Source organism: Rhodococcus sp. SB1D (assembly GCF_048573875.1).
GTDB lineage: Bacteria > Actinomycetota > Actinomycetes > Mycobacteriales > Mycobacteriaceae > Rhodococcus_F > Rhodococcus_F qingshengii.
Window position 1 is genome coordinate 50,139 of the sequence record NZ_JBMAIQ010000010.1, and the last position, 24,937, is coordinate 75,075.

A 24,937-nucleotide genomic window follows, 5' to 3' on the forward strand; every position below is an offset into this window, starting at 1 on the left:
CTCTCCACTCGTCGATCGCCGCACTTGCAACGTCCATCCGAAATTCAGTCGAACGGTAGGTTACGGCAGGAGTTCCACCGTCGCCGACTTCGCAAGATTCCGGCCTGTCGTACAAGAATCAGCGACGCAGAGTGTGTGCGTACACGACTTCGGAAAATTCGCTGGTCGATGCCAAACCGCCGAGGTCGGCGGTCGCGATGCCCGACGCGATGGTCGTGCGAACCGCGTCTGAAATGCGGCGTGCTGCCGCAGACAACAACCGATCGCCACGCGCATCACCGAGCCAGTCGAGCATCATTGCACTCGAGAGGAACAGTGCCGTCGGGTTCGCCCGATTCTTCCCGGCGATGTCGGGTGCTGCACCGTGCGCAGCCTGAGCCATGACCTGCGTCTCGGAAGCGTTGATCGACGGCGCGGTTCCGAGTGAACCGGACAGCTCGCCCGCCAGATCCGACAAAATGTCGCCGAACATGTTTTCGGTCACCACGACATCGAAGTCGCCGCCGCGTCGAACCAGGTGCGCCGCCATCGCGTCGACGTGCTCGTCGTCGACGACTACGTGTGGGTACTCCGCAGCGACGGTTCGGCAGGCGTCACGGAACAGGCCGGTGGTCAGTGTGAGGACGTTGGCTTTGTGGACGATCGTGACGTGATTGCGCCGTCGCGACGCCAACGCGAAGGCAGTGCGTGCGATCCGTTCACACGCAGCGCGGGTGAACACACCGACGGCCAGCGCGATGTCGGGCGTCGGCATGAACTCGCCGCTGCCGACTGCCATGTTCCGATCCGCGTACAACCCCTCGGTGTTCTCGCGGACGATCACCAGATCCATGTCGGGGACCATTGCCTTGACACCGGGGAACGCCGCTGCCGGCCGAATGTTCGCGAACAGCTCGAACTTCTTCCGGATGACGCCGCCGGGTGTGAGTTGTCCGCGAAACCTCTCCGGATAGGACGCACTGTCGTGGGGTCCGAGAATCCAACCCTGCAGCTGCCCCAACCCATCGATGGTCTCGTCGGGAATCGGCGTGCCGTGGCTGTCGATGGCCGTACTCCCGAGCGGAAGCTCGACCCACTCGACGGGCGGAGCATGAACCGCTGACAACGCCGCATCCACGATCTGCCGTGTCGCCGGGACGATTTCGTGGCCGATTCCGTCGCCGTGCATGAGCCCCAGCCGCATGGCCGAAGTACCGATTGCGCTCGCACCTGTCATCAGGCAATCATTGCTCACCATGGTCCAGTCGGTGGAATTGCTCCTCGATCCAGTGAGTGAGTCGGCAGTGCGAGCACAATGGCAGCTACTCGCCGACGCCGGTTTACCGAGTCAGGCCTCTCATCACAGCCCGTCCAACCGTCCGCACATCACGCTGTTCGTCGCCCGTGAGATCCCCGCGGAGATCGACGAACTGTTGAAGCGGCGCTTCTCGGCCCCGGACTTCGAGGTCCGACTCGGTGGCTACGTCGTGTTCGGCGGCAAGCAGATGGTCTTGGCGCGCTCGGTCATTCCTTCGCGCGCACTCCTTCACCTGCACCGAGAAATATCCGAGTCAACAGTTGACTCGACGGCACTTCCCGCCCACGTCGAGCCCGGCGCGTGGACGCCTCATGTAACGCTCGCCCGACGCGTCGAACCTGCACGTCTGGGTGAAGCCATCGCCCTGCTGGGCACCGACGTGATTCAAGGGCGCTGCGGCGCGATCAGGCGCTGGGACGGCGAACAGAAGACGGAGTGGTTACTGACGCCGCCGCTGTGACAGATCGGGTTGCACGTCGGGTCACCAGGATTCCCGCGATCACCGCGAGTGCACCAACCGGCTGATTCCAGCCAACGCTTTCGTTCAAGACTATTGCGCCGAGAGCGACGCCCACCACTGGACTGAGGTAAGTGACGGTGGACGCCGCAGTCGGCCCCCACCCCTGAACGACATTGGTGTTCCAGATGAATGCGAGCCCGGTCCCCAGTGCGCCCAGAGCGATCATCGACAGGACAACTGCCGGCGTCAGGTGCATCGGTGTATTCGCGATGACCGGTGAGGCCAGAACCATCACGAATGCACCGATACTGATCTGCAATAACGCGACCGTGCGGGTGTCGACGCCGAGAGGAAGCACGAAACGTCTGAGGTAGACAAACGAAATCCCGTACGAGGCAGTCGCTCCCAGGCAAGCGACCTGAGAACTGACACTTCCGCCGACGCCGAGATTCCACGGCGCCAATACGATCAGCACCCCACCGAATCCGAGAAGCAACCCCAGCGATTTGTATCGCGTCAGCGTCTCCCCCGGCAGAAAGGCAAGGGAGACAGCCATAGTCATCAGTGGCGTGGTGGCGTTGTAGATGCTCGCGAGTCCCGAGGACATGTTTTGCTCCGCCCAACTGAACAGCAGCCACGGCACGATGCATTGTGTCGCTGCGAGAAAAGCCATGTGTTTCCAGACGCGAAAGTCCCTCGGTAGGCCGATCCGGCTGACCGCTGACACGAGAACCAGCGCGAGCGCACCGAAGACCAAGCGCCACAGAACTACCTGCGTGAAGGACAGACCTTCGAGCCCGATCTTCATGAAGAGGAAACTGGCTCCCCACACCACCGCAGCTGCGGTGTATTGAAAGGCCAGACTTGCCCTCAAAGGGTGAAGTCTCCGTGCGGACTGACGTCGTGACGAGTGTCGGGCGTTCGGCCGGCAAGAGCTAGTACGTTCAGGACCAGTAGGACCAAGACGCTGACGACGATGATTGCCATGTGTCCAGCCTGACGGAATGTCCCACGTGGCAGTAGTGGCAGAAAAGCCAGAATTGGACGATTTTCTGCCACTTTCCTGTTTTTCTGTCACACTCGAAAGATGCTCGCGAAAGTGGTGGTCCCACTGATGCCGATGACCGAGGCGTTCGAACTCGGCGTGGCATGTGAAGTCTTCGGCTTCGACCGATCCGACGACGGCCTCCCCACGTACGACTTCTCTCTGATCGCCGCAGTTCCGGGTCCGATCCGAACGCGGTTCGGGTACAACATCGATGTTCCGTACAACCTCGATTCTCTCGACGACGCCGATCTCATCGTCGTGTCCGCCGGCGGAACCTACGACGCCGGCGACGCGTACATGTGCTCACCGAGTCCCGACTCGAGTGTCGATCCCCTGTTGGTCAAACTCAACGAGGCCGTAGCCCGGGGCGCCAAGGTGGCGAGTCTGTGCACCGGAGCGTTTGTCCTCGGGGCGGCTGGACTACTGGACGGAAGGCGATGCACGACGCATTGGCGGCATGCAGAGAGGCTTGCCCAGACGTATCCGGAAGCCAAGGTCGATCCGGACGTGTTGTACGTGGACGAAGATCCGGTGTTCACCAGCGCAGGCACCGCGGCAGGAATTGACCTGTGCCTGCACATCGTCCGAAAAGAACAGGGTTCTCGCGTTGCCAATGGCATCGCGAGAAGGATGGTGGTGCCGCCCCATCGTGACGGTGGGCAAGCCCAGTACGTTGCCACTCCCCTCGCCTCGACGCCGAGTGCAACCCTTGCCCCGCTCCTCGACTGGATGACGGAGAACCTCGCCCTCGACCTCACTGTGGGCATGGTCGCAGCCCGCGCGAACATGTCCGCGCGCACGTTCGCGCGCCGTTTCCAAGCGGAAACGGGAACAACCCCCGCCCGCTGGCTCAGCGATCAGCGAGTACTGGCCGCCCAACATCTCCTCGAGAATTCCGACCTCTCCGTCGACGTCATCGCAGAACGCGTCGGATTCGGCGGCGGTGCCGTGCTTCGCCAGCACTTCATTCGTCTGCGTTGCACCACGCCGCAGGCCTACCGCCGGACGTTTCGGGCGACCGAGAACGCAAGCTGAAATCGGCTCAGGGAAGAATCAGCGGTTCCGGGGCGTTGCACACACCAACAGCCCGCACAATGGAAAGGACCCCTGTGGCCACCCAGACACTCACCCAGCAGAACTTCGACGAAACGATAAACGGCAGCGACGTCGTCCTCGTGGACTTCTGGGCCTCCTGGTGCGGCCCGTGCCGCCAGTTCGCACCGACGTTCGAAGCCTCTTCGGAGAAGCATGCCGACGTCGTTCACGCCAAGGTCGACACCGAGGCCGAGCAGGGAATCGCAGCGGCCGCCAACATCCGCTCCATCCCCACGATCATGGCCTTCCGCGAAGGCGTACTCGTGTTCAACCAGGCCGGCGCGCTTCCCGCCGCTCAGCTCGAGGAGCTCGTCACTCAGGTCAAGGCACTCGACATGGACGAGGTCCGCAAGCAGATCGCAGAGCAGACCGCATCTGCTGAATAGCGTGAAAAGGCTGGGCCGGAATCGAAGTCGATTCCGGCCCAGCCTTTTTCGTTGCTGCCTAGTGAGCCGCGCTGTCCCAGCTTCGACCGGTTCCCACCGAAACATCCAGAGGTACCGACAGCTCGATGGCTGTGGCCATCTTGTCCTTGACCAGCGCGGTGACCTCCTCCAACTCGGAGGCAACCACTTCGAGCACCAATTCGTCGTGCACCTGCAACAGCATGCGCGACTTCAATCCGGCGTCAGCGAGAGCCTTCTGCACGTTGATCATCGCCACCTTGATGATGTCGGCCGCAGTGCCCTGGATCGGCGCATTGAGGGCAGCACGTTCGGCAACCTCACGACGCTGACGGTTGTCGCTGTTGAGGTCCGGCAGGTAGCGACGACGACCGTAGAGCGTCGAGGTGTAGCCGTCCTTACGTGCCTGCTCGACCACCGCGTGGAGGTAATCCCGCACGCCGCCGAAACGAGCGAAGTACGCATCCATCTGCTGCTTCGCTTCTTCGGTCGAAATCTTCAGCTGCGACGCCAATCCGTAGGCACTGAGCCCGTAGGCCAGACCGTACGACATCGCCTTGACCCGGCGCCGCAGTTCTGGAGTCACCTCTTCGATCGGTACACCGAATGCGCGCGAGCCGACAAAGCTGTGCAGGTCCTCACCGGTGTTGAATGCCTCGATCAGTCCCTCGTCGCCTGACACGTGCGCCATGATGCGCATTTCGATCTGGCTGTAGTCGGCAGTGAGTAGAACGTCGAACCCTTGCCCGACTACGAATCCGTCGCGAATCTCGCGCCCCGCGTCGTTTCGCACCGGGATGTTCTGCAAGTTCGGATCGGTCGACGACAGACGTCCGGTCGCGGCAACCGTCTGGTTGAACGTCGTGTGAATGCGTCCGTCTTCGGCTACGGCCTTGAGAAGACCGTCGACGGTCACCTTCATACGCGTCGCATCACGGTGCGCGAGAAGGTGTTCGAGGAACGGGTGTCCTGTCTTGTCGAACAGACCCTGCAACGCCTCGGCGTCGGTGGTGTAGCCCGTCTTCGTCTTCTTCGTCTTGGGCATGTCGAGTTCTTCGAACAAGACCACCTGCAGCTGCTTCGGCGAACCCAGGTTGATCTGCTTGTCGATCACCTCGTAGGCCGAGTTTGCTGCGTCGGCGACCTGGGAGGCGAAACGGCTCTGAAGATCGTGCAGATGCGCGCTGTCGACGGCGATGCCGGTGGCCTCGATCTGAGCGAGCTCGATCGTCAACGGCAGTTCCATGTCGGAGAGGAGCGACTTGGATTCGATCGACTCCAACTCGGTGTCCAGTGCAGCTGCCAAGTCGAGAACGGCCTGAGCGCTGAGCATCGCGGTCTCGGCCGCTTCGGCATCGAGCTGCTCGGTGTCGTCGAGCAGTGAAAGCTGTTCCTGGCCGGATGTTTCGGCGCGCAGTTCACGCTTGAGGTAGCGGAGCGAGAGGTCGTCGAGATTGAAGCTGCGCTGGCCCGGCCGGACGAGGTACGCGGCCAGAGCAGTGTCGCTGGTCAGTCCACCGAGCGTCCAACCACGCCCACGCAGAGCATGGATCGCCCACTTGGCTTCGTGCAGCGCCTTCGGCTGCGATGCGTCGGCGAGCCAATCACCGAGAGCTGCTTCGTCTTCCGGTGTTGCCGTCGACGCCGCGATGTATGCACATTCACCGTCGGAGGCCGCGATCGCGAGTGCAGTGACGTCGCCGGCGAACGGAGTTCTGGTTCCGAGCACCGTCACGCCGTGACGCTCACCGGTTCGTGCGTGGGCGTCGAGCCACGCGGCAACCGCACCCGGGGCGAGTGCGTCGCCGCTGACCTCGAACCCTTCCTCTGCTTCGGGCTCGGACGACGACAGGGTCGCGAACAGTCGATCGCGGAGAACCTTGAACTCGAGATCGTCGAACAACGCATGAATCTTCTCGCGGTCCCACGGGGCCAACACCAACTGCTCGGGCGTGTACGGCAAGGGAACGTCGCGAACCATTTCGGTGAGCTGACGATTGAGCAGGACGTTCGCGAGGTTCTCCCGCAGTGAGTCGCCCACCTTGCCGCGGACCTTGTCCACGTTGTCGACCAGTCCCTGCAGGTCGCCGTACTCACGGATCCACTTGGTGGCGGTCTTCTCGCCGACGCCGGGGATGCCGGGGAGGTTGTCACTCGGGTCGCCGCGCAGTGCAGCAAAATCGGGATACTGCGCCGGGCTGAGGCTGTACTTCTCCTCTACGGCCGTCGGCGTGAATCGGGTGAGCTCCGAGACACCCTTCTTCGGGTAGAGCACAGTGACGTTGTCGGTCACCAGTTGCAGCGAGTCACGGTCACCGGTCACGACGAGAACCCGGTATCCGAGGGCCTCCGCCTGCGTGGTCAAGGTGGCGATCACGTCGTCGGCTTCGAAACCTTCCTCGGCCATGACCGGGATGCCCAGCGCGCCGAGAACGTCCTTGGTGATGTCGATCTGGCCCTTGAATTCGTCCGGAGCCTTCGCGCGCTGCGCCTTGTATTCGGGGAACAGGTCGGCGCGAAACGTCTGACGCGACACGTCGAAGGCCGCGGCCAGGTGGGTGGGCTGCTCGTCACGAAGAAGGTTGATCAACATCGACGTGAAGCCGTACACCGCGTTGGTGGCCTGCCCACTGTGTGTCTTGAAGTTCTCTGCAGGCAGCGCGTAGAAGGCGCGAAACGCCAACGAATGCCCGTCGAGAAGCATCAAGAGAGGGCGATCGTCCGCCTTGCCGGTGGTGCCGGCTGGAGCGGTGGACGTGCTGGACCGAGTTGTGGTTGCGGGGCTCACGGTTCATCAGTCTAGGGATCGCGACCGACATCGACGCCTTCGCCGTTGTTTACGCAGGAACAGACACAAGAATCGGACAATTGATGCAGCCTTCGGCCTTCGATACGGAACCGAAACATCCCGGAAATCTCAGAACCCCATCTGAAGCGAACGGAGCCGTTAGAGTCCGGAAATCGCAGCAGCGAAACAATCCCTCTGCTGCGCGGCACTTTGTCCAGACGCGCTATTCCCGACCCGCTCGGAGGACGTACGTGGCCCCACCCGTAGTGAAACGGCAGACCCTCGCGACACTCAGCCGACTACTGGCCTTTGCATTACTGACGTTCTTCGCATTACTCAGCCTGGCCGGAACTGCTTCGGCTCAGGAACCGACCACTTCCCCTACACCGCCGACCCCGACAGCATCCGCGCCACCGACAGCACCGGTTCCCGACAACGCTGTCCCCGTCAGCGGCAATCTCAACAACGGCGGCACACGCCTCGAGGGCGTCACCGTGCGTGCACTCGATTCTTCCGGCACGGAAGTCGCCACCGGAGAATCGGCATCGAACGGCCGTTGGGAACTGGCCGTGGCACCGGGCACCTACACCTTCGAGATCGTTGCCGACACACTTCCCGACGGGGTCAGTGTGCAAGCCGCTGTCGAACGCGAGGTGGTGGCCGGCCGCGCGAACACCGTGATCTTCTCGTTCGGCGAGGTACGTACCGCCTCGAATGTCAGCTTCGGCGAGAAGCTGATCCGCACGACGGTCGACGGTCTGCGGTTCGGCCTCGTGATCGCGATCGCCGGTGTGGGTTTGAGCCTGATCTACGGCACCACTGGCCTGACCAACTTCGCTCACGGCGAGATGGTGACGTTGGGAGCCGTTGCTGCCTGGGTGATCAACACGTCCTTCGGCGTTCCGCTGATTCCCGCCACGATCCTCGCGATCTTCGTCGGCATCGGCATCGGCCTGCTGACCAACGGAATCGTCTGGAAACCACTGCGTAAGCGCAAGACCGGGTTGATCGCGCAATTGGTGGTCTCGATCGGCCTCGCGATTTCATTGCGCTACTTGATCCTGATCTTCTTCTCCGACCGCGCCGAACCGTTCGACGACTACCAGGGCCAGGTCGAGAAGAACTGGGGCCCGATCGCACTGACCGACGCCAACGCGATAGTCATGATCGTCAGTCTGGTCGTCCTGGTCGGCGTCGCACTGCTTCTGCAGAAGACTCGCATCGGAAAGGCCATGCGTGCCGTCTCCGACAATCGTGACCTCGCCGCTTCGTCCGGAATCAACGTCGAGCGCGTGATCATGTTCGTCTGGGGTCTCGGCGGCGGATTGGCCGCCCTCGGCGGTGTGCTGTTCGGCATCTCCGAACTCGGCGGACGCGTCCAGTGGGAAATGGGATTCAAACTGTTGCTGCTCATGTTCGCCGGAATCACCCTCGGTGGTCTGGGAACCGCGTACGGGGCGCTACTCGGCTGCGTCATCGTCGGACTTCTGGTCCAACTCTCGACGCTCATCATCAACCCAGACCTCAAATACATCGGCGGACTTCTCGTCTTGATCGTGATCCTCGTGGTTCGCCCCCAGGGCATCCTCGGATCCAGACAAAGGATCGGGTGACGAATATGGACATCATGGGAGCTTTCCAGGTTTCCTTCGCCCAGCTGATCGGGCCGTCGGCAATCTTCTACGCACTGTTGGCAATCGGGTTGAACCTGCACTTCGGCTACGCCGGACTGCTCAATTTCGGTCAGATCGGTTTTGCCCTTCTCGGCGGCTACGGCGTCGGCATCATGACCGTGACCTACGACCAGCCGCTCTGGCTCGGCATCCTCGTCGGACTCACCGCAGCCGGGCTCCTCGCGCTCGTGCTCGGTATTCCGACGCTGCGTCTGCGCGCCGACTATCTCGCCATCGTCACCATCGCGGCCTCGGAGATCTTGCGTCTGATCTTCCGCTCGACCGCGTCGGATTCGGTGACCGGTTCCACCAATGGCCTGTTCGGTTTCGCAGACCCGTTCACCGCACTGAGCCCCTTCGACTCGGCCAAGCAGTACTCATTTCTCGGCGTGAAGTTCTACGGAGACGACCTCTGGTCGATGGTCGTGGGGTGGACGCTGGTCTTGATCTTGTGCGGATTTGTCTACCTGTTGACGCACAGTCCGTGGGGGCGCGTCCTCAAGGCGGTTCGCGAAGACGAGGACGCAGCGCGATCGTTGGGCAAGAACGTCTTCGTGTACAAGATGCAGGCGCTGGTTCTCGGCGGCGTGATCGGTGGTCTGGCCGGGGTGTTCAACGCTTTGCAGACCAAGTCCATCAACCCGGACTTCTACTCGACCGCGCAGACGTTCTTCGCGTTCGGCGCACTGATTCTGGGCGGGGCGGCAACGGTATTCGGCCCGGTGGTCGGCGCAATGTTGTTCTGGTTCCTCCTCGCCATCCCTGATGCCTTGCTGCGTCAGGCGATCTCCGGCGAGAATCCGCTGCTCTCGCTGACCGAACAACAGGTCGGGGCCACCAGGTATGTCCTGCTCGGATTGATGATTGCTCTCCTGATGGTCTTCAGACCGCAGGGAATACTGGGTAACAAGCGGGAGGTGCAACTCAATGCTTGACGCCGATACCAGAGCACAGATCTTTGCCGACGTTCCTCACCTTCCCGGATCGGCGAAACCCGACCCGGTGTTGGTCGCTGACAACGTCTCGCGGACGTTCGGCGGTCTCAAGGCCGTCGACGTCGATCACCTCGAGATTCAACGAGGGTGCATCACGGGTCTGATCGGTCCAAACGGTGCAGGAAAAACGACGCTCTTCAACCTCCTTACCGGATTCGACCGGCCGGACACCGGTACGTGGTCGATGGACGGTCAATCGCTGGGCCGCATGTATCCCCACCAGGTAGCCAGGAAAGGAGTGGTACGGACGTTCCAGTTGACCAAGGCGCTCTCCAAACTCACCGTGCTGGACAACGTACGTCTCGGTGCCACCGGCCAACGTGGTGAACGCATTTTTGCATCTCTAGTCCCGTGGATCTGGAAAGGCCAGGAACGCGAGATCACCGAACGCGCCAACGAACTCCTCGCACAATTCAAACTCGACACCAAGGCCGACGACCTCGCCGGTTCACTCTCCGGTGGGCAGCGCAAACTGCTCGAAATGGCTCGCGCACTCATGACCTCGCCCTCGGTGGTGATGCTGGACGAACCGATGGCGGGGGTCAATCCTGCTCTGACGCAAAGCCTGCTCGGACACATCAAGTCATTGCGCGACGACGGAATGACCGTCGTGTTCGTCGAGCACGACATGGACGTGATCCGAGACATCAGCGATTGGGTGGTGGTCATGGCGCAGGGCAGCGTCATCGCCGAATCCACCCCGGACGAACTCTCGTCCAACACAGCCGTCGTCGACGCATATCTGGGCAGCCACCATGACCAGGCCCTCGAGTTCGACGACAACGGAAATCCGGTGGGCGAGACGGCCGTTCTGGCCGCCGCCCTGGCTGAAGCCGAGGTCGAAACCCTCGAGACGGGCGGGGACCTGTCGGAACCCGACATCGACAACCTTCCGGCCGATCTCGCCGCGACGCTGGAATCGAGTCCCGAGGAACCGCGCGGAAGGCACGAGAAGCCATGAGCGAGAACCACGCACGTTCACTCACGCCTGCAGAGTTCGCCGCGACGGCCGAGGAGCATCAGCGACTGTCGGCAGGTGCCCTGCTCCGCGCCGACAGCCTCGTCGCGGGCTACATTCCCGGCGTCAACATCCTGCGTGAATGCAACTTCTTCCTGAAGGAAGGGGAAATCGTCGGGATCATCGGACCGAACGGCGCAGGCAAATCGACACTCCTGAAATCACTGTTCGGACTGATACCGGTACGCGAAGGGTCGGTCACCCTACGCGAGGACAACATCACGTCTGCGCCCGCTCACGTCCTCGTTCAGAAGGGAGTCGGGTACGTCCCTCAGACACAGAACGTCTTTCAGACTCTGACCATCGAAGAAAACCTCGAAATGGGCATTTATCTGCGGCCCAAGGCATTCGCGGAACGATTCGCCTTCGTGAGTGAACTGTTCCCTCTTCTGAGTGAACGACGAAAGGTGAAGGCCGGCGCACTCTCCGGCGGCGAACGCCAGATGGTCGCGATGGGCCGGGCCCTGATGATGGATCCGTCGGTGCTGCTGCTCGACGAACCGTCCGCGGGCCTGTCCCCCATGTTCCAGGACGAGGTGTTCATCCGCTGCAAGAAGATCAATGCTGTCGGTGTCTCGGTCATCATGGTCGAGCAGAACGCGCGCCGCTGCCTTCAGATCTGCGACCGCGGTTACGTACTCGATCAGGGTAAGAACGCGTACACCGACACCGGCGCCAATCTGATGAACGACCCCAAGGTGATCGAGTTGTACTTGGGAACGCTCGCTGGAAGCAAAGAGAAGTAGGACAGACACGAGAATGGGCCAGGGTCGCGAGACCCTGGCCCATTCTCGTTGGCTGCTTACCTGCCCACGACTTACTTGCCCACCACCACGAATCCTTCTGTGGTCAGGGTGTTCTCAGGGCCGAACTTGAGCTTTCCGTACGAGCCGATGGACGGCTCCCCCGAATCGTTGAAGTCCAACTCACCGGTGATGCCGTCGTAGTCGATGTCGGTTCCCGCCTTCACCAACGGCAGGCACTCGACGTAGGACGTGCACTTGGTGCCGCCTTCGGTGACGCTGTTAATGTTGGCCGCGATGTCGGTACCGGCCGTCGACTTCGCCTGCTCGGCAGCGAGCGCTGAGATCACCACCGCGTCGTATGACTCTCCGGCGTAGTTGAAGTCGATCAGAGAGGGGTTCACAGCCTTCAGACGATCCTGGAAGGCAGCTCCGACGTCCGTCAGGGGCGTCGTTCCCTGCATGGTGTCGAGCAACGGCTTCGCCACGGATTCGCCGAGAGCGTTACCCATGTTGCCGTCGACGCCGTACATCGCCATTCCATCCGACGGGCCGATGCCCACTTCGTGCATGCGCGTGATGATCTTCGCCGACTCTTCGAAGCCCACCAGTGCCACTGCATCCGGATTGAAGTTCTTGACTTGATCGACTTCGGAGTTGAACGACTGCGCGTTCGGGTCGTAGATGATCTTCTCGATCTGATCGGAGGGGACACCCGAATCGATCAGATTCTTTTCGATGTTGTCCGCCAGACCCGTCCCGTACGGGTCGTTGAGGGCCATGATCGCTACGCGCTGACCACCGTCGTCCGAAATGAGCTGTGCGACGGCCTGAGCCTGCAGTACGTCCGTCGGAGCGGTGCGGAAGTACATGCCCTTGTCTGGGTAGCAGACGAATTGGTCCGAGGTGTTGGCAGGCGAGAACATCACGACGCCTGCGCTGGCGATCTTGTCGATCACCTTGAGCGAGACCGAAGACGACGCGGCGCCGACGATGACCTGAGTGCCTGCAGCCAATTCGCGGTCGACGGTGGTATTGGCGGTGTCCGTTGTGGTGTCACCCGAATCGCCGGGAATCAGCTGGACCGGTTGGCCGAGAACGCCTCCGGCTGCATTGACGTCGTTGACTCCCAGCTGGGTGCCCGCGACCATCGGCGGCCCGAGGAACGACAAGCTGCCTGTATCGGGAAGAAGCGTGCCGATGCGCAGCGCTTCCGTGGACGGGGTGGCGCCGGCCTTGGCCTGCTCCGGGGTGCAATCAGTCGTGACGGATGTCGTCGCGGCAGAAGCGCCGGACGTAGAGCCACTCGAAGACGAGTCATCCGACTTGTCCGAGCTACAGCCTGCAAGTGCCAGTGATGCCGCGCCGAGAACTGCAGCAGTACGCACAAGTGTTCGTCTAGCCATCCCACGCTCCTAAGATCAGCCGGTGCTCGCGCCACCCGAACTGGCGCTCGCTGTGGGATCAGACGCTAGACCTTGGAACCGTTTCGCGATCCTTCAAGAAAGCCCTGTGACCTGACTGTTATCTGAAGGTGCACAGTGTTTACACGGCTGTAGCGCTGCGCGACGTTTCGACGGTCGACGCAGCAACCGGGTAACCCGGACACTTTGCTCAAGCGTCCGGTTCACCGCCCAGAGTTTCCAGTACGACCTGTGCGACCGCCTTCATCGTGGAGCGCCGATCCATCGCGGCGCGCTGAATCCACTTGAACGCCTCAGGTTCGGTGAGCGCTTGGCGAACCATCAGAACACTCTTGGCTCGCTCGATCAGCTTGCGTGCTTCGAGCCGGTCCGAAAGATCAGCGACCTCACGCTCGAGCGCCGTCACCTCGCGGAAACGACTGACCGCCAATTCGACAGCGGGAACGAGGTCACTGATCGAGAACGGCTTGACCAAGTAAGCCATGGCGCCGGCATCGCGTGCGCGCTCGACCAACTCGCGCTGACTGAACGCTGTGAGAATGACAACAGGAGCGATGCGTTTGGCGGCAATCTCCGAAGCGGCGTCGATGCCGTCTCTCCTGGGCATTTTCACGTCCATGATGACCAGATCAGGCTTGAGCGACTCGGCCAACTCCACCGCGACCTGCCCGTCACCCGCCTCACCGACGACGTCGTAGCCCTCTTCGCGGAGCATCTCGACCAGATCCATGCGGATCAACGCCTCGTCTTCAGCGACGACAACACGACGGGGTGCGAGCTGATTGCCTTGCGGCTGCGGCGAATTCATGGCCACCATCCTCCTCCATCGAACCGCCCCGACACGAGACGCGAACGATTAGAGGGTACCGGTGTTTGACATTGAAATCGCATCTTCTAATGTAGTCATCGCAACAAGCCCTCGTATCCCAATTGGCAGAGGAAACGGATTCAAAACCCGTCCAGTGTGAGTTCGAGTCTCACCGAGGGCACCACCTGCCGCAGCTGGCCGCACCGCAAGGTTTCGGCATTCGGCTGTACCCCAGATCGACCGCCGTTAGATTCGATCCATGAACGGTCACCGGCTGATTGCTCTGCTCGGAGCCATATCGATTCTCGCGCTGCTCACCGGGTGTCAAACAGACGGCCAATCCAATACTGCCGGCGAATCCAGCACTGCCGGCGAATCTTCCACCCAGGCCGCGCTCGATGCTGCAACACAGACCGGCACCCTTCAGGTCGGCTCTCCCCCTATCGATGCCCCATCCACCGAGATCTCCATGCCTCCCCCGTTCCCGAACGACACGGAGGTCCCTTCACCGACTCCGCGCGTCGACGTGACCGAGATCGACGTGATCGATCACGATGGTTTCACCCGCATCACCTATCGCTTCGACGGAAGCGGATCTGTGTTCTGGAAAACCGAATACGTCAGTGAAGCAATCCGAGCGGGTGACAGCACAGTCGTGGACGTCGGAAGTCGATCGATACTTCAAGTCGACCTGATGGGAGTCCAATCGGATTCGTCGCTCAACTCCGTATCTCACGAGGGCGAAAACATCACGCGCATAGACAGTGCAGCCAGGAACAGTGCGATCCTGCAGTCGTTTGTCGGCACGGTCGACATCCGTCCGGCATACACCGTATCGACATCCGATTCACCGTCCCAGTTGACGATCGACATCCCCAAGGCAGACAGCTGACTGTCGAATACCCAATTGCGCGCTCAGCTCAGCCATTCCAGCGCAGCGGTGCTCGACGCGGTAATTCGGTTATCGCGGGGCGGATGAATACTCCGTCTCGAAACCGAGGTCTCACAATCGATCCGAGGCGATTGCGGGGTCCGGTTCAACACGACTGTCATGATTCTCACTGCATGCCCGAACGTCCGCTGCTCGAACTGCTGCTGCCAGTGTTTGTTCCAGCAGGACTGCCACCGTCATGGGGCCGACGCCACCCGGCACTGGTGTGATCGCACCGGCATGTGGGAGCGCAGCGGCGTACTCCACATCTCCGACGTTGCCCTCGTTGTACCCCGCATCGATCACCACTGCCCCAGGCTTGATCCACGCCCCTTTGATCAGTTCCGGAACACCGACGGCCGCGATGACGACGTCTGCCGAGGCGACGTGGGCGGCCAGGTCGACGGTGCGCGAATGGCAGTATGTCACCGTTGCGCCTCGACGCAGGAGGAGCATTCCCATCGGCAATCCGAGTATCGGGCTTCGGCCGACCACGACAGCATGCTTTCCGGAGAGTTCGACGCCTGTGGCGTCGAGCAGGCGCAGGATGCCACTCGGCGTACACGATTCGAATCCCCCACCGGTCAACGCCATTGCCGCAAAAGATGCCGAAGTGACGCCGTCAACGTCTTTGTCGGCCGAGATGGCATCGAACGCGGCCCGTTCGTCGATGTGGTCTGGCACCGGGTGTTGCAGCAGTATGCCGTCGATCGAAGGGTCCGCCGACAACGCTCTCAGCACGCCGACCAGTTCTTCGGTGGTTGTACTCACCGGGAGTTCGACCGTCCGCGACGTCATTCCGACGGCGACAGATCGTTTGGCCTTCATCTGTACATACGCCTTCGAGGCCGGGTCCGCTCCCACGATGACGGCGGCCAGGCAAGGAACGTGCCCCGCCTCATCACGAAACTGCCTGGTGCGCACTGACAGGTCCGCGAGCGCAGCATCGGCAATTGCGCGTCCGTCGATTATTCGAGCGGGCGCGGTCTGGGTCGACAGATTCTTGGTAGAGACGTTTTCGGTAGGCCGATTCTCGGTAGACATGGATCCCCCTTCACACAAGATGTGTGAAGCACCCAGGCGGTCGATGCCTCGCGATGTGCACTCCCCGGTGGTAATCCCCACCCGCGCCAGTCGTGCGTGGTCAGCGTACCGCGCGGTTGCTTCACCGCCACGAAACGCGTCGAGAACGCCACTCACGAAACGAGACAAATCGACATAACCTATCAATAGGTAACGATCTGACCTGCAGTTATTCCATCCTGTGCAATTAGATGGCACGATGGGGGCAACCGCACGGGCACCAAGCATTGGAGGCACCGATGGACAACGGCAAGATAAACCTGACCTATGACGGTCGGGTGTCACTGAGCTTCCAACTGGCGATTCCGCACGCACCGGACAAGGTCTGGAAAGTGATAACGGAACGCGAGTACCTCGACGCCTGGTTTCCGGCGGACGTCGATTTCGATCTCACTCCCGGCGCGGATCTACTGTTCAAGGTGACACCGGAACAAGTCGAGCGTTTCGGACTGCCCGCAGATCACGTGACGCGCGGGACGGTCATCAGCGTCCACCCGCACCGAATTCTCGAATTCCTCTGGGACGCAGATACTCTGCATTGGGAACTGGCACCGGACGGCACCGGCGGCTGTTGGCTGACTCTCACCCACACGATGGAAGACGAAGAGTCCGCGTACGCGCACGCCGCCGGTTGGCACGCGGGCTTGGAAGTTGTTGCGGCCCAACTCGATGGACGCGAAGTCGACTGGTCTCCGTGGGACCGCGCCGACGAACTCTCACCGCAATATCGCAAGTCTGCTTGATTCTGGGCCCGAGTTCAGTCTCGGGCCCGCATCTCATTCCCCTTTACGCGGGAAATGCCTGATCATTCCTTCTTGGACCACCGTCGCCAACAGCAGTCCTTCCACCGAGAAGTACCGTCCGGTTGCCAGACCGCGCGAACCTGCGGCGACCGGCGATTCGGTGGCGTACAGGACCCAGTCGGTGAACCGGAACGGGCGATGGAACCAGATCGAATGATTGACCGTCGCCGCGACGATACGATCATGACCCCAGGACAAACCATGAGTGGTCAGAATCGAATCGAGCACGGTGGTGTCGGACGAATATGCCAGCGTCGCAGCGTGAATGAGCAAATCGTCCGGCAGATCACCGTCGGGGCGCATCCACACCCGATTGTGGTTGAGTTTCTCGCCGGTGCCCTTGAGGATCCACGCCGGATCGTTGGCGTACCGCATGTCGATCGGCTTGAGCGCTGCACTGAAATGCGGCAGTTTTTCCTCGTACCCCACCAGATGATCGCCGATGGGAGGCAACGACTCCGGAAGTGGAACATCCGGGATCTCGACAGCATGGTCGAGCCCCTTGCCGGAGTCCTGGAACGCCGCGAGCATCACGAACAATTCGTTCTCACCCTGATAGGCAGTCACCTGACGGTTGGCGAACGCCCGCCCGTCGCGATGACGATCCACCCGATACTCGATGGGCGCCTTGACATCTCCGCCGCGAATGAAATGGGCATTCACCGCATGGATGGGGCGATCACCGTCGACGGTCCGCCCGGCGGCCATCAGTGCCTGAGACACCAACTGACCGCCGAACGTCCGCGAACCTACCTGTTTCGGGTGGTATCCACGGAACGCGTCTTCACCGATCTGCTCCAGATCCAACAGACCGAGGAGAGTACCGAGGTCGGTGGACGCGTTCGCGTGGGTCACTCAGTGGTCCTCTTCGCCGATACGGTGGACGTGAATGAGGTTGGTGGAACCGACAGTTCCCGGAGGGGATCCGGCAACGATGACCACGAGGTCGCCCTTGACGTACCGCCCGAGGGAGAGCAACGCACTGTCCACCTGACGCACCATCTCGTCGGTGGTGGCCACCGCATCGACCAGGAACGTCTCGGTTCCCCACGTCAGCGTCAGCTGACTGCGCACCGCGGGCAGCGGTGTGAAGGCGAGCAACGGCAGCGGCGTGTGCAGACGAGCCAGTCGACGCACCGTGTCACCGGACTGAGTGAACGCAACCAAGGCCTTGGCGTCGAGACGTTCGCCGATGTCGCGTGCTGCGTACGAGATGACACCGCGCTTGGTGCGCGGGACGTGGGTCAACGGTGGGACACGGGTCGATTCGTTCTCGACGGCCTCGACGATGCGGGCCATGGTGCGAACGGTTTCCATGACGTACTTGCCCACCGAAGTCTCGCCCGAGAGCATGACTGCGTCGGCGCCGTCGAGAACGGCGTTGGCGACATCGGATGCCTCTGCGCGAGTGGGACGTGAGTTCTCGATCATCGACTCGAGCATCTGCGTCGCGACGATGACCGGCTTCGCGTTCTCACGAGCAATCTGGATTGCGCGCTTCTGAACGAGCGGGACCTGCTCGAGCGGCAACTCGACACCGAGGTCACCGCGGGCGACCATGACGGCGTCGAACGCGAGCACGATGGCTTCGAGATTGTCGATGGCCTCGGGCTTCTCGAGCTTCGCGATGACGGGAACGCGGCGCCCGACTCGATCCATGATGGCGTGAACCAATTCGACGTCCGCCGGTGAGCGAACGAAGGAGAGTGCAATGAAGTCGACACCCAGCTTGAGAGCGAACTCGAGGTCGGCGATGTCCTTGCCCGACAGGGCTGGAACGGAGACGTTCATACCGGGCAGTGAGAGGCCCTTGTTGTTGCTGACCGGACCGCCTTCGGTGACCCGACAGACGACGTCGTTGCCGTCGATGGACGTGACGACCAGGCCGACCTTTCCGTCGTCGACCAGCAGTCGATCGCCGGCCTTGGCGTCGCGCGCCAATTCCTTGTACGTGGTCCCGACGCGATCGTGCGTTCCCTCGACGTCGTCGACGGTGATACGAACCTCTTCACCGTTGGCCCAGGTGGTCCGCTCGTCCTTGAATCGGCCGAGGCGAATCTTGGGCCCCTGAAGGTCGGCGAGAACACCGACGGCCTTTCCGGTGGCGTCCGACGCGGCGCGGACGCGAATGTAGTTTTCTTCGTGATCGGCATGCTCGCCGTGGCTGAAGTTGAGGCGCGCCACGTCCATGCCGCTCTCCACGAGCTCACGGATGCGGTCGCCAGAAGCTGTCGCAGGTCCAAGTGTGCATACAATTTTTGTCCGTCGGTTCACGGCTCGAGCCTAGTCGCTACCCCACCGCACTTCTATCCGGCATTTGCGACCTGCACTTTCTGTACTTACTCGATTCAGTTGGTCAGCTCACGAACAGCGGAAATGCCTTTGGATGAACCGGAGCCGGAAGCGCCGACTCGCCTGTGAGAAACATGTCGACGGCACGTGCGGCCGACCGTCCCTCGGCAATCGCCCACACGACCAGCGACGCCCCGCGATGCGCGTCGCCGCAGACGAATACGCCGGGTGTCCGGGTCTGCCACCCGACATCACACTCGATTCTGCCGAGTGGATCGGTGCCGACATCAAGGTCGGTGAGCAGCGGGGCGGTTTCGACGCCGTCGAAACCCAGAGCGAGCAGGACCATCTCGCACACCAGATCCGTCGTGTCGCCGGTCTCCACCAGGGTCCGTTGTCCGTCCTTCGCTCGTGACACGGCTACCGGAACCATCCGGATTGCGCGGACCGCACCCCCACCGTCGTCGAGAAATTCCTGCGCCGCCCATCGGAATCGTTTGTCACTGCCCTCCTCGTCCGCCGGCGAGGTGCGCAGGACCCGCGGCCACAACGGCCATGGGTCGCGATCTCGATCGCGGCGTGCCGGAGGTGGGACGTGGTAGTCCAATTCCGTCACCGAGAGCGCACCCTGGCGATGCACCGTGCCGAGGCAGTCGGCGGCCGTGTCGCCGCCACCGATGATCACGACGTTTTTACCTCGCGCCGAGATGCTCGACGCACCATCACCCTCGCATTCGCGGTTGGCCGCCCGCAGATACGTCATCGCAGGATGGATTCCACGAAGACTACGACCCGGTACGTCGGTGTCTCTGACACGATCAGCCCCGACCGCCAGGATTACCGCCTCGAAATCCGTCAGGAGGTCGTGCGCGCTCACGTTCACTCCGACGGCGCAGTCGGTGACGAATCGGGTCCCCTCGGCGGTCAGTTGGTCCAGCCGCCGGTTGATGAGGGCCTTGGGCAACTTGAATTCAGGAATTCCGTAGCGAAGCAGTCCCCCGATCCGATCGCTCCGCTCGAACACCGTGACACTGTGTCCGGCTCGTGTCAGTTGTTGAGCCGCGGCCAGTCCCGCCGGTCCCGAACCGACAACCGCAACACGGTTTCCGCTGTGAACTACCGCAGCCTGCGGCCCCAACCAACCCGACTCCCAGGCGTTGTCGACAATCGCCTGTTCGATGCGCTTGATGGTGACACCCCCCGACGTGTGCTCGTCGTCGAGTGCGAGAACGCACGCCGTTTCGCACGGTGCGGGGCACAGATGTCCGGTGAACTCGGGGAAATTGTTGGTGGAATGCAGATTCTCCGAGGCTTCGGACCACCGTCCACGCCGAACCAGGTCGTTCCATTCCGGAATGAGATTGCCGAGCGGACACCCTACGTCGGCCGAATGGCAGTACGGCACAGCGCAGTCCATGCAACGCGAGGCCTGTGCAGATACGTCTCGATTTCGCACGACGGGATCCAGCGACTCGTATACCGACGCCCAGTCGCCGACACGCACATCGGGCGATCTGGTCGGTGCGTCGGATCGTTTCACGTTGAGGAACCCGCGTGCGTCAGGCATGAGCCGGCTCCACCAGTTCGTTCTCTTCCACGACCTTCCGGTAGTCGACAGGCAAGACTTTGGTGAATCTCGGACTCTGGCCAACCCAGTCGTCGAGAAGTTTCGCAGCCACCGGCGAGCCGGTCGCAGCGAAATGCTCGCCGAGAATGTCGACCAGCTGACGACAGTCTTCCGCCGAAGGCCGCTCCAGCACGACCATGTCGCGGTTGACCTTCTCTGCCTTCACATCGAGTACGAAGGCAATTCCGCCCGACATTCCCGCAGCAAGGTTCCTACCAGTTGGGCCGATGATGACGACGCGACCCCCGGTCATGTACTCACACGCATGGTCGCCGACGCCTTCCACCACAGCGACCGCACCCGAGTTTCGCACCGCGAATCGTTCCCCGACACGCCCCCTGGCATAGAGCGCACCGCTCGTAGCGCCGTACAGCAGCGTATTGCCGGCAATCACCTGCTCCTCGGCCACGAAGGGTGCGTCCTCACTCGGCCGAAGCACAATTCGTCCACCCGAGAGCCCCTTTCCCACGTAATCGTTTGCATCGCCGACAACGACCAGCGAGATGCCCGGTGGCAGGAACGCACCGAGTGACTGGCCTGCCGTTCCACGGAGCACGACGTCGATGGTGCCGTCAGGTAACCCGACGGCGCCGTAGCGTCTGGTCACCTCAGCGCCCAGCCTCGTTCCCACCGCTCGATCCGTATTGTGTACTGGCAGTTCGATATGCACCGGTCGAGCGTCCTCGAGGGAGTTCGCAGCCAACTTGATCAGGGTGCGTTCGAGTTCGCTCGAAGTAGGTACATACGGTTGGAAGGCCGCGCCGGCCGGCGCGGCCGGAACGTCGAAGAGTGGTGAGAGGTCCAACGTGCGACTCTTCCAATGTGCCACCGCCGGAGACATTTCCAATACGTCTGCGTGCCCCAGAGCATCGTCGATACTTCGAAACCCCAGTTCTGCCAACAGCCGTCGTACGTCGTCGGCGATGGAGCGAAAGAAGTTCTCGACGTACTCGGGCCGGCCGGTGAATCGCTCGCGCAGTTCGGGATTCTGCGTCGCTACTCCGACAGGGCAGGTGTCGAGGTGACATACCCGCATCATGACGCACCCGGCCGCGATGAGTGGCGCCGTGGAAAACCCGTACTCCTGCGCCCCCAGCAACGCGGCGACGACGACGTCCCGCGCCGTGCGCAAACCCCCGTCACACTGGACGACGATCCGATCGCGTAACCCGTTGAGCACCAGGGTCTGCTGAGTTTCGGCCAGCCCGATCTCCCACGGCGTACCCGCGTGGTGGATGGACGAGAGTGCCGCAGCACCCGTCCCACCGTCGTGACCGGAGATCAGCACCACGTCGGCGTGCGCTTTGGCCACACCTGCCGCAACAGTCCCGACTCCGGCTGCGCTGACCAACTTCACGTGTATCCGCGCGCGATCGTTTGCGCATCTGAGGTCGTAGATCAATTGGGCGAGATCCTCGATCGAATAGATGTCGTGGTGCGGGGGCGGAGAAATGAGCCCGACCCCAGGCGTCGAGTACCGGGTTTCCGCGATCCACGGGTACACCTTGGACCCCGGAAGCTGCCCTCCTTCACCGGGCTTGGCACCTTGGGCCATCTTGATCTGAATGTCGGTGGCATTGACCAGGTAATCGCTGGTCACCCCGAAGCGCCCACTCGCGACCTGCTTGACTGCGCTTCGACGCTTGTCGTCACGCAACCGCTCCGGCGACTCTCCGCCCTCACCGGTGTTGGAACGCCCGCCGAGAGCATTCATCGCAACCGCCATCGTCTCGTGCGCCTCCGCAGAGAGGGAACCGTAGCTCATCGCACCGGTGTTGAATCGAGCGAGAATCATCTCGACGGGTTCGACCTGATCGAGCGGAATCGGCGGACGAACCTCACACCGAAATCGAAACAATCCCCGCGGTGTTCCGCCCTGCGCGCTCAGTCGATCGACTTCATCGCTGTAGCGGCGAAAGATTTCACTTCGCCCCGTCCGGGTCGCATGCTGAAGGAAGAACACGGATTCGGGTGTGAACACATGCAATTCACCATCGCGGCGATACCGGTACTGTCCGCTGTCGGTCAACTGACGATTGTCGAACTGACGATGCTGCACTGCGGACGACGAGAACGCAGCCGTGTGGCGCATCAGAACTTCGCGCGCGACTTCAGTGATACCGATCCCGCCGATCCGGCTCCGTGTGTTGCAGAAGTATTCGTCGACCAACTCTCGACCCAAGCCCACGGCCTCGAATACCTGTGCGCCCGTGTAGGAGTGAACCGTAGCGATTCCCATCTTCGACATCACTTTGAGCACGCCGAAATTTGTTGCTCTCAGGTAGTTGTCCGACGCAGTCTTCGGATCTATCCCGGGAAGTTCGTCCTGCTCGCTGAGGGCTTGGACAGATTCGAGAGCAAGATACGGGTGGACAGCCGCCGCACCGTAGCCGATCAGCAGCGCGATGTGATGAACTTCGCGCGCGTCACCCGAGTCGACGACAAGGGAAACCTTGGTCCGCAGGCCATGACGAACCAGATCGTGGTGCACGGCTGATACTGCGAGCAATGACGGAATGGGAGCCTGCTCAGGGCCTGATCCACGGTCGGAGATCACCAGAATCTCGATTCCGGCTGCGGCGGCTGTTCGGGCGGACTCACGAAGCCTCTCGACGCCTTCGGTGAGACTGCCCCTCGGATCGAAACCTGCGCGAAGGACAGCGCTTCTCGGAGTTCTTGCGCCGTATAGTTCGGCGACCTTCGCCATCTTCCCCGGTCCGATCACCGGTTTGTCGAGAACAATCCTTCGGCACGACAGCGCCGACGCTTCGAACAAGTTCTGCTCAGCGCCGAGGGTGACACCAAGCGTAGTGACGACTTCCTCGCGAATCGCGTCCAAAGGCGGGTTGGTCACCTGAGCAAAGAGCTGAATAAAGTAGTCGTACAACAGCTTCGGCCGATCCGAAAGAACGGCGAGAGGCGTGTCGACACCCATCGATCCCAACGGCTCCGATCCTGAGCTTGCCATCGGGACAAGAATGTCCCGCAGGTCCTCGGCGTGGTATCCGAAGAGCAACTGCCGTTGCAACAGCGGAGCCGGATCGCCTCGGGCAGGCGCAGTCTCGGGGATGTCCTCCAGGTCGACCAATCCCCCGTCGACCCAGTCCCGGTAGGGGGCTGTGCTCGCGAGTTCGGACTTGATCTCCGCATCGGAAACGATCCGATGGCGAGCGGTGTCCACGAGAAACATGCGTCCCGGTTCGAGGCGCCCCTTCTCCAACACCTCGGACGTGGGAGCGTCGAACACACCGCTCTCACTGGCCAACACGATACGGTCGTTCTTCATCCGCCACCATCGCCCTGGGCGAAGACCGTTGCGATCCAACACGGCCCCGACAACAATGCCGTCGCTGAACGTCACGGACGCCGGACCGTCCCACGGTTCCATCAGACAACCGTGAAATTGGTAGAAGGCCTTTATCTCGTCGGGCATCGAAGAATCGTTCTCCCAGGCTCCGGGAATCATCATCGCGATGGCGTGTTGCACACTGCGGCCCCCGAGCGTCAAAAACTCCAGTACTTCGTCGAACGACGAAGAGTCGGATCCTCCCGGGGTGCAGATCGGAAACAGGCGATCGATGTCCCCACCTAAAAGTGTGCTCCGCAGCATCGGCTCGCGAGCGCGCATCCAATTCCTGTTTCCCACAATCGTATTGATCTCGCCGTTGTGGGCGATGCAGCGATACGGCTGAGCGAGTGGCCACGACGGAAATGTGTTCGTGGAGTATCGACTGTGCACGACTGCCAACGCAGTTCGCATTCGGTCGTCGCGTAGGTCGGTGAAGTAACCGGGTAACTGCGTCGGCGTCAGCATGCCCTTGTACACGATGGTTCGGGCGGACAACGAGGGGAAATACACTGCAGTGTTGGCACAGTGAATCCGCTCGACCTGTCTCCTGAGCGCAAACACTCGTCTGTCCAAGGCAATTCCGCCCACACTACGATCTCGCGACTCGGCGCACGTCACAAAACACTGACTGACGTACGGAGCGCACTGCGCGGCAACGGTTCCGACGCAGTCTCGGTCGACCGGCACCTCTCGCCACCCGATAATCTGCAGTCCTTCTGCCGCTGCGTACCGGTGTATCCGAACTACCGCGCGCCAACGTGCTTCCTGATCCACCGGGAGAAAGCAGTTTCCGGCCGCGTAGGTGTTCTCACCCATCGCGTTGGGTGGTGGAAGCTCGAACTCGGTCACCGCGTCGAAGAACTCCGTCGGCAGCTGAATCAGAATGCCCGCGCCGTCTCCGCTGTTGGATTCGCGCCCAACTGCGCCGCGATGGGAGAGATTGCCCAGGACCGCGAGCGCATCGTCGACAATGGAATGCAGGTGGCGTCCAGAGGTGTCTGCTACCACGGCTACACCACACGAATCGGTTTCCTGATCGGGGTCGTACAGGCCCCGAGGTTCAGGTATTCGAGAAAACAGCACTCGGCGACCTCCACGC

Annotated in this window: 19 protein-coding genes and 1 tRNA gene; 10 read left to right on the forward strand and 10 right to left on the reverse strand. The window is 61.8% G+C overall.

The window, feature by feature from the left end:
• Positions 1 to 118: 118 nt before the first annotated feature.
• Positions 119 to 1,216: an isocitrate/isopropylmalate dehydrogenase family protein gene (locus tag ACN50D_RS21490; RefSeq protein WP_039972997.1), complete on the reverse strand. Its 1,098-nt coding sequence runs from the start codon at positions 1,214 to 1,216 to the stop codon at positions 119 to 121.
• Here ACN50D_RS21490 and ACN50D_RS21495 point away from each other — a divergent pair.
• Complete coding sequence (locus tag ACN50D_RS21495; protein WP_249342902.1) at positions 1,182 to 1,757, forward strand: 2'-5' RNA ligase family protein; 576 nt, start codon at positions 1,182 to 1,184, stop codon at positions 1,755 to 1,757. The two genes, ACN50D_RS21490 and ACN50D_RS21495, sit on opposite strands and share 35 nt — an antisense overlap.
• Here ACN50D_RS21495 and ACN50D_RS21500 read toward each other — a convergent pair.
• Entirely contained in the window at positions 1,702 to 2,631 is a 930-nt protein-coding gene (locus ACN50D_RS21500; RefSeq protein WP_050656519.1) for a DMT family transporter, read from the reverse strand. The genes ACN50D_RS21495 and ACN50D_RS21500 overlap by 56 nt on opposite strands.
• Positions 2,632 to 2,844: 213 nt before the next feature.
• On the opposite strand from ACN50D_RS21500, the gene ACN50D_RS21505 reads away from it, so the two are divergent.
• Complete coding sequence (locus ACN50D_RS21505; protein ID WP_003944097.1) at positions 2,845 to 3,840, forward strand: helix-turn-helix domain-containing protein; 996 nt, start codon at positions 2,845 to 2,847, stop codon at positions 3,838 to 3,840.
• A gap of 74 nt (positions 3,841 to 3,914) precedes the next feature.
• Positions 3,915 to 4,286, forward strand: a complete 372-nt coding sequence (gene trxA / locus ACN50D_RS21510; protein WP_003944106.1) for a thioredoxin — start codon at positions 3,915 to 3,917, stop codon at positions 4,284 to 4,286.
• A 58-nt stretch (positions 4,287 to 4,344) separates the two neighbouring features.
• Here the strand turns inward: trxA and polA are convergent, their stop codons facing one another.
• On the reverse strand, positions 4,345 to 7,092 hold the full coding sequence (polA, locus tag ACN50D_RS21515; protein ID WP_007728727.1) for a DNA polymerase I: 2,748 nt from the start codon (positions 7,090 to 7,092) through the stop codon (positions 4,345 to 4,347).
• A 302-nt stretch (positions 7,093 to 7,394) separates the two neighbouring features.
• On the opposite strand from polA, the gene ACN50D_RS21520 reads away from it, so the two are divergent.
• The 4 genes from ACN50D_RS21520 to ACN50D_RS21535 are packed head-to-tail and all read left to right on the forward strand — an operon-like array spanning position 7,395 to position 11,524.
• Positions 7,395 to 8,705 carry a branched-chain amino acid ABC transporter permease gene (locus ACN50D_RS21520; RefSeq protein ID WP_223304673.1) on the forward strand — a complete coding sequence of 437 codons (1,311 nt, stop codon included), beginning with the start codon at positions 7,395 to 7,397 and terminating at the stop codon, positions 8,703 to 8,705.
• A gap of 5 nt (positions 8,706 to 8,710) precedes the next feature.
• Positions 8,711 to 9,700 carry a branched-chain amino acid ABC transporter permease gene (locus ACN50D_RS21525; RefSeq protein ID WP_003944088.1) on the forward strand — a complete coding sequence of 330 codons (990 nt, stop codon included), beginning with the start codon at positions 8,711 to 8,713 and terminating at the stop codon, positions 9,698 to 9,700.
• Positions 9,693 to 10,721: an ABC transporter ATP-binding protein gene (locus tag ACN50D_RS21530; protein WP_211921104.1), complete on the forward strand. Its 1,029-nt coding sequence runs from the start codon at positions 9,693 to 9,695 to the stop codon at positions 10,719 to 10,721. Before ACN50D_RS21525 ends, ACN50D_RS21530 begins: the two co-directional genes overlap by 8 nt.
• The gene (locus tag ACN50D_RS21535; RefSeq protein WP_211921106.1) at positions 10,718 to 11,524 is read left to right on the forward strand and encodes an ABC transporter ATP-binding protein; all 807 of its coding nucleotides are present in this window, start codon (positions 10,718 to 10,720) and stop codon (positions 11,522 to 11,524) included. The genes ACN50D_RS21530 and ACN50D_RS21535 overlap by 4 nt, the downstream gene beginning before the upstream one ends.
• A 71-nt stretch (positions 11,525 to 11,595) precedes the next feature.
• Here ACN50D_RS21535 and ACN50D_RS21540 read toward each other — a convergent pair whose 3' ends face one another.
• Complete coding sequence (locus ACN50D_RS21540) at positions 11,596 to 12,927, reverse strand: ABC transporter substrate-binding protein (RefSeq protein WP_003944031.1); 1,332 nt, start codon at positions 12,925 to 12,927, stop codon at positions 11,596 to 11,598.
• Positions 12,928 to 13,135: 208 nt separating this feature from the next.
• Complete coding sequence (locus ACN50D_RS21545) at positions 13,136 to 13,753, reverse strand: ANTAR domain-containing response regulator (RefSeq protein ID WP_003944029.1); 618 nt, start codon at positions 13,751 to 13,753, stop codon at positions 13,136 to 13,138.
• Positions 13,754 to 13,860: 107 nt separating this feature from the next.
• On the opposite strand from ACN50D_RS21545, the gene ACN50D_RS21550 reads away from it, so the two are divergent.
• A tRNA-Leu gene (locus ACN50D_RS21550) sits at positions 13,861 to 13,937 on the forward strand.
• A gap of 75 nt (positions 13,938 to 14,012) precedes the next feature.
• On the forward strand, positions 14,013 to 14,645 hold the full coding sequence (locus ACN50D_RS21555; protein WP_211921108.1) for an AMIN-like domain-containing (lipo)protein: 633 nt from the start codon (positions 14,013 to 14,015) through the stop codon (positions 14,643 to 14,645).
• A 111-nt stretch (positions 14,646 to 14,756) separates the two neighbouring features.
• Here the strand turns inward: ACN50D_RS21555 and ACN50D_RS21560 are convergent, their stop codons facing one another.
• Positions 14,757 to 15,728 (reverse strand): bifunctional 5,10-methylenetetrahydrofolate dehydrogenase/5,10-methenyltetrahydrofolate cyclohydrolase, encoded by a 972-nt coding sequence (locus ACN50D_RS21560; RefSeq protein ID WP_166502344.1) that lies wholly within the window; start codon positions 15,726 to 15,728, stop codon positions 14,757 to 14,759.
• Positions 15,729 to 16,006: 278 nt separating this feature from the next.
• Between ACN50D_RS21560 and ACN50D_RS21565 the strand changes: the two genes are divergently transcribed.
• Positions 16,007 to 16,510 carry an SRPBCC domain-containing protein gene (locus ACN50D_RS21565; protein WP_042923025.1) on the forward strand — a complete coding sequence of 168 codons (504 nt, stop codon included), beginning with the start codon at positions 16,007 to 16,009 and terminating at the stop codon, positions 16,508 to 16,510.
• 33 nt (positions 16,511 to 16,543) lie between these two features.
• Here ACN50D_RS21565 and ACN50D_RS21570 read toward each other — a convergent pair whose 3' ends face one another.
• The 4 genes from ACN50D_RS21570 to gltB form a co-directional block, all read right to left on the reverse strand.
• The gene (locus ACN50D_RS21570; RefSeq protein ID WP_211921110.1) at positions 16,544 to 17,425 is read right to left on the reverse strand and encodes an acyl-CoA thioesterase; all 882 of its coding nucleotides are present in this window, start codon (positions 17,423 to 17,425) and stop codon (positions 16,544 to 16,546) included.
• The gene (gene pyk / locus ACN50D_RS21575; protein ID WP_003944038.1) at positions 17,426 to 18,844 is read right to left on the reverse strand and encodes a pyruvate kinase; all 1,419 of its coding nucleotides are present in this window, start codon (positions 18,842 to 18,844) and stop codon (positions 17,426 to 17,428) included.
• An 82-nt stretch (positions 18,845 to 18,926) separates the two neighbouring features.
• Positions 18,927 to 20,429 (reverse strand): glutamate synthase subunit beta, encoded by a 1,503-nt coding sequence (locus ACN50D_RS21580; protein ID WP_211921112.1) that lies wholly within the window; start codon positions 20,427 to 20,429, stop codon positions 18,927 to 18,929.
• Complete coding sequence (gene gltB / locus ACN50D_RS21585) at positions 20,422 to 24,921, reverse strand: glutamate synthase large subunit (protein WP_211921114.1); 4,500 nt, start codon at positions 24,919 to 24,921, stop codon at positions 20,422 to 20,424. The genes ACN50D_RS21580 and gltB overlap by 8 nt, the downstream gene beginning before the upstream one ends.
• Positions 24,922 to 24,937: the final 16 nt, after the last annotated feature.

Bases quoted from the DNA above. Each gene is read 5' to 3' on its own strand.
- ACN50D_RS21495 (WP_249342902.1), top strand. From the start codon at position 1,182: ATGGCCGAAGTACCGATTGCGCTCGCACCTGTCATCAGGCAATCATTG.
- ACN50D_RS21490 (WP_039972997.1), bottom strand. From the start codon at position 1,216: ATGACAGGTGCGAGCGCAATCGGTACTTCGGCCATGCGGCTGGGGCTC.
- ACN50D_RS21505 (WP_003944097.1), top strand. From the start codon at position 2,845: ATGCTCGCGAAAGTGGTGGTCCCACTGATGCCGATGACCGAGGCGTTC.
- ACN50D_RS21525 (WP_003944088.1), top strand. From the start codon at position 8,711: ATGGACATCATGGGAGCTTTCCAGGTTTCCTTCGCCCAGCTGATCGGG.
- ACN50D_RS21530 (WP_211921104.1), top strand. From the start codon at position 9,693: ATGCTTGACGCCGATACCAGAGCACAGATCTTTGCCGACGTTCCTCAC.
- ACN50D_RS21535 (WP_211921106.1), top strand. From the start codon at position 10,718: ATGAGCGAGAACCACGCACGTTCACTCACGCCTGCAGAGTTCGCCGCG.
- ACN50D_RS21540 (WP_003944031.1), bottom strand. From the start codon at position 12,927: ATGGCTAGACGAACACTTGTGCGTACTGCTGCAGTTCTCGGCGCGGCA.
- ACN50D_RS21545 (WP_003944029.1), bottom strand. From the start codon at position 13,753: ATGAATTCGCCGCAGCCGCAAGGCAATCAGCTCGCACCCCGTCGTGTT.
- ACN50D_RS21555 (WP_211921108.1), top strand. From the start codon at position 14,013: ATGAACGGTCACCGGCTGATTGCTCTGCTCGGAGCCATATCGATTCTC.
- ACN50D_RS21560 (WP_166502344.1), bottom strand. From the start codon at position 15,728: ATGTCTACCGAGAATCGGCCTACCGAAAACGTCTCTACCAAGAATCTG.
- ACN50D_RS21565 (WP_042923025.1), top strand. From the start codon at position 16,007: ATGGACAACGGCAAGATAAACCTGACCTATGACGGTCGGGTGTCACTG.
- ACN50D_RS21580 (WP_211921112.1), bottom strand. From the start codon at position 20,429: ATGCCTGACGCACGCGGGTTCCTCAACGTGAAACGATCCGACGCACCG.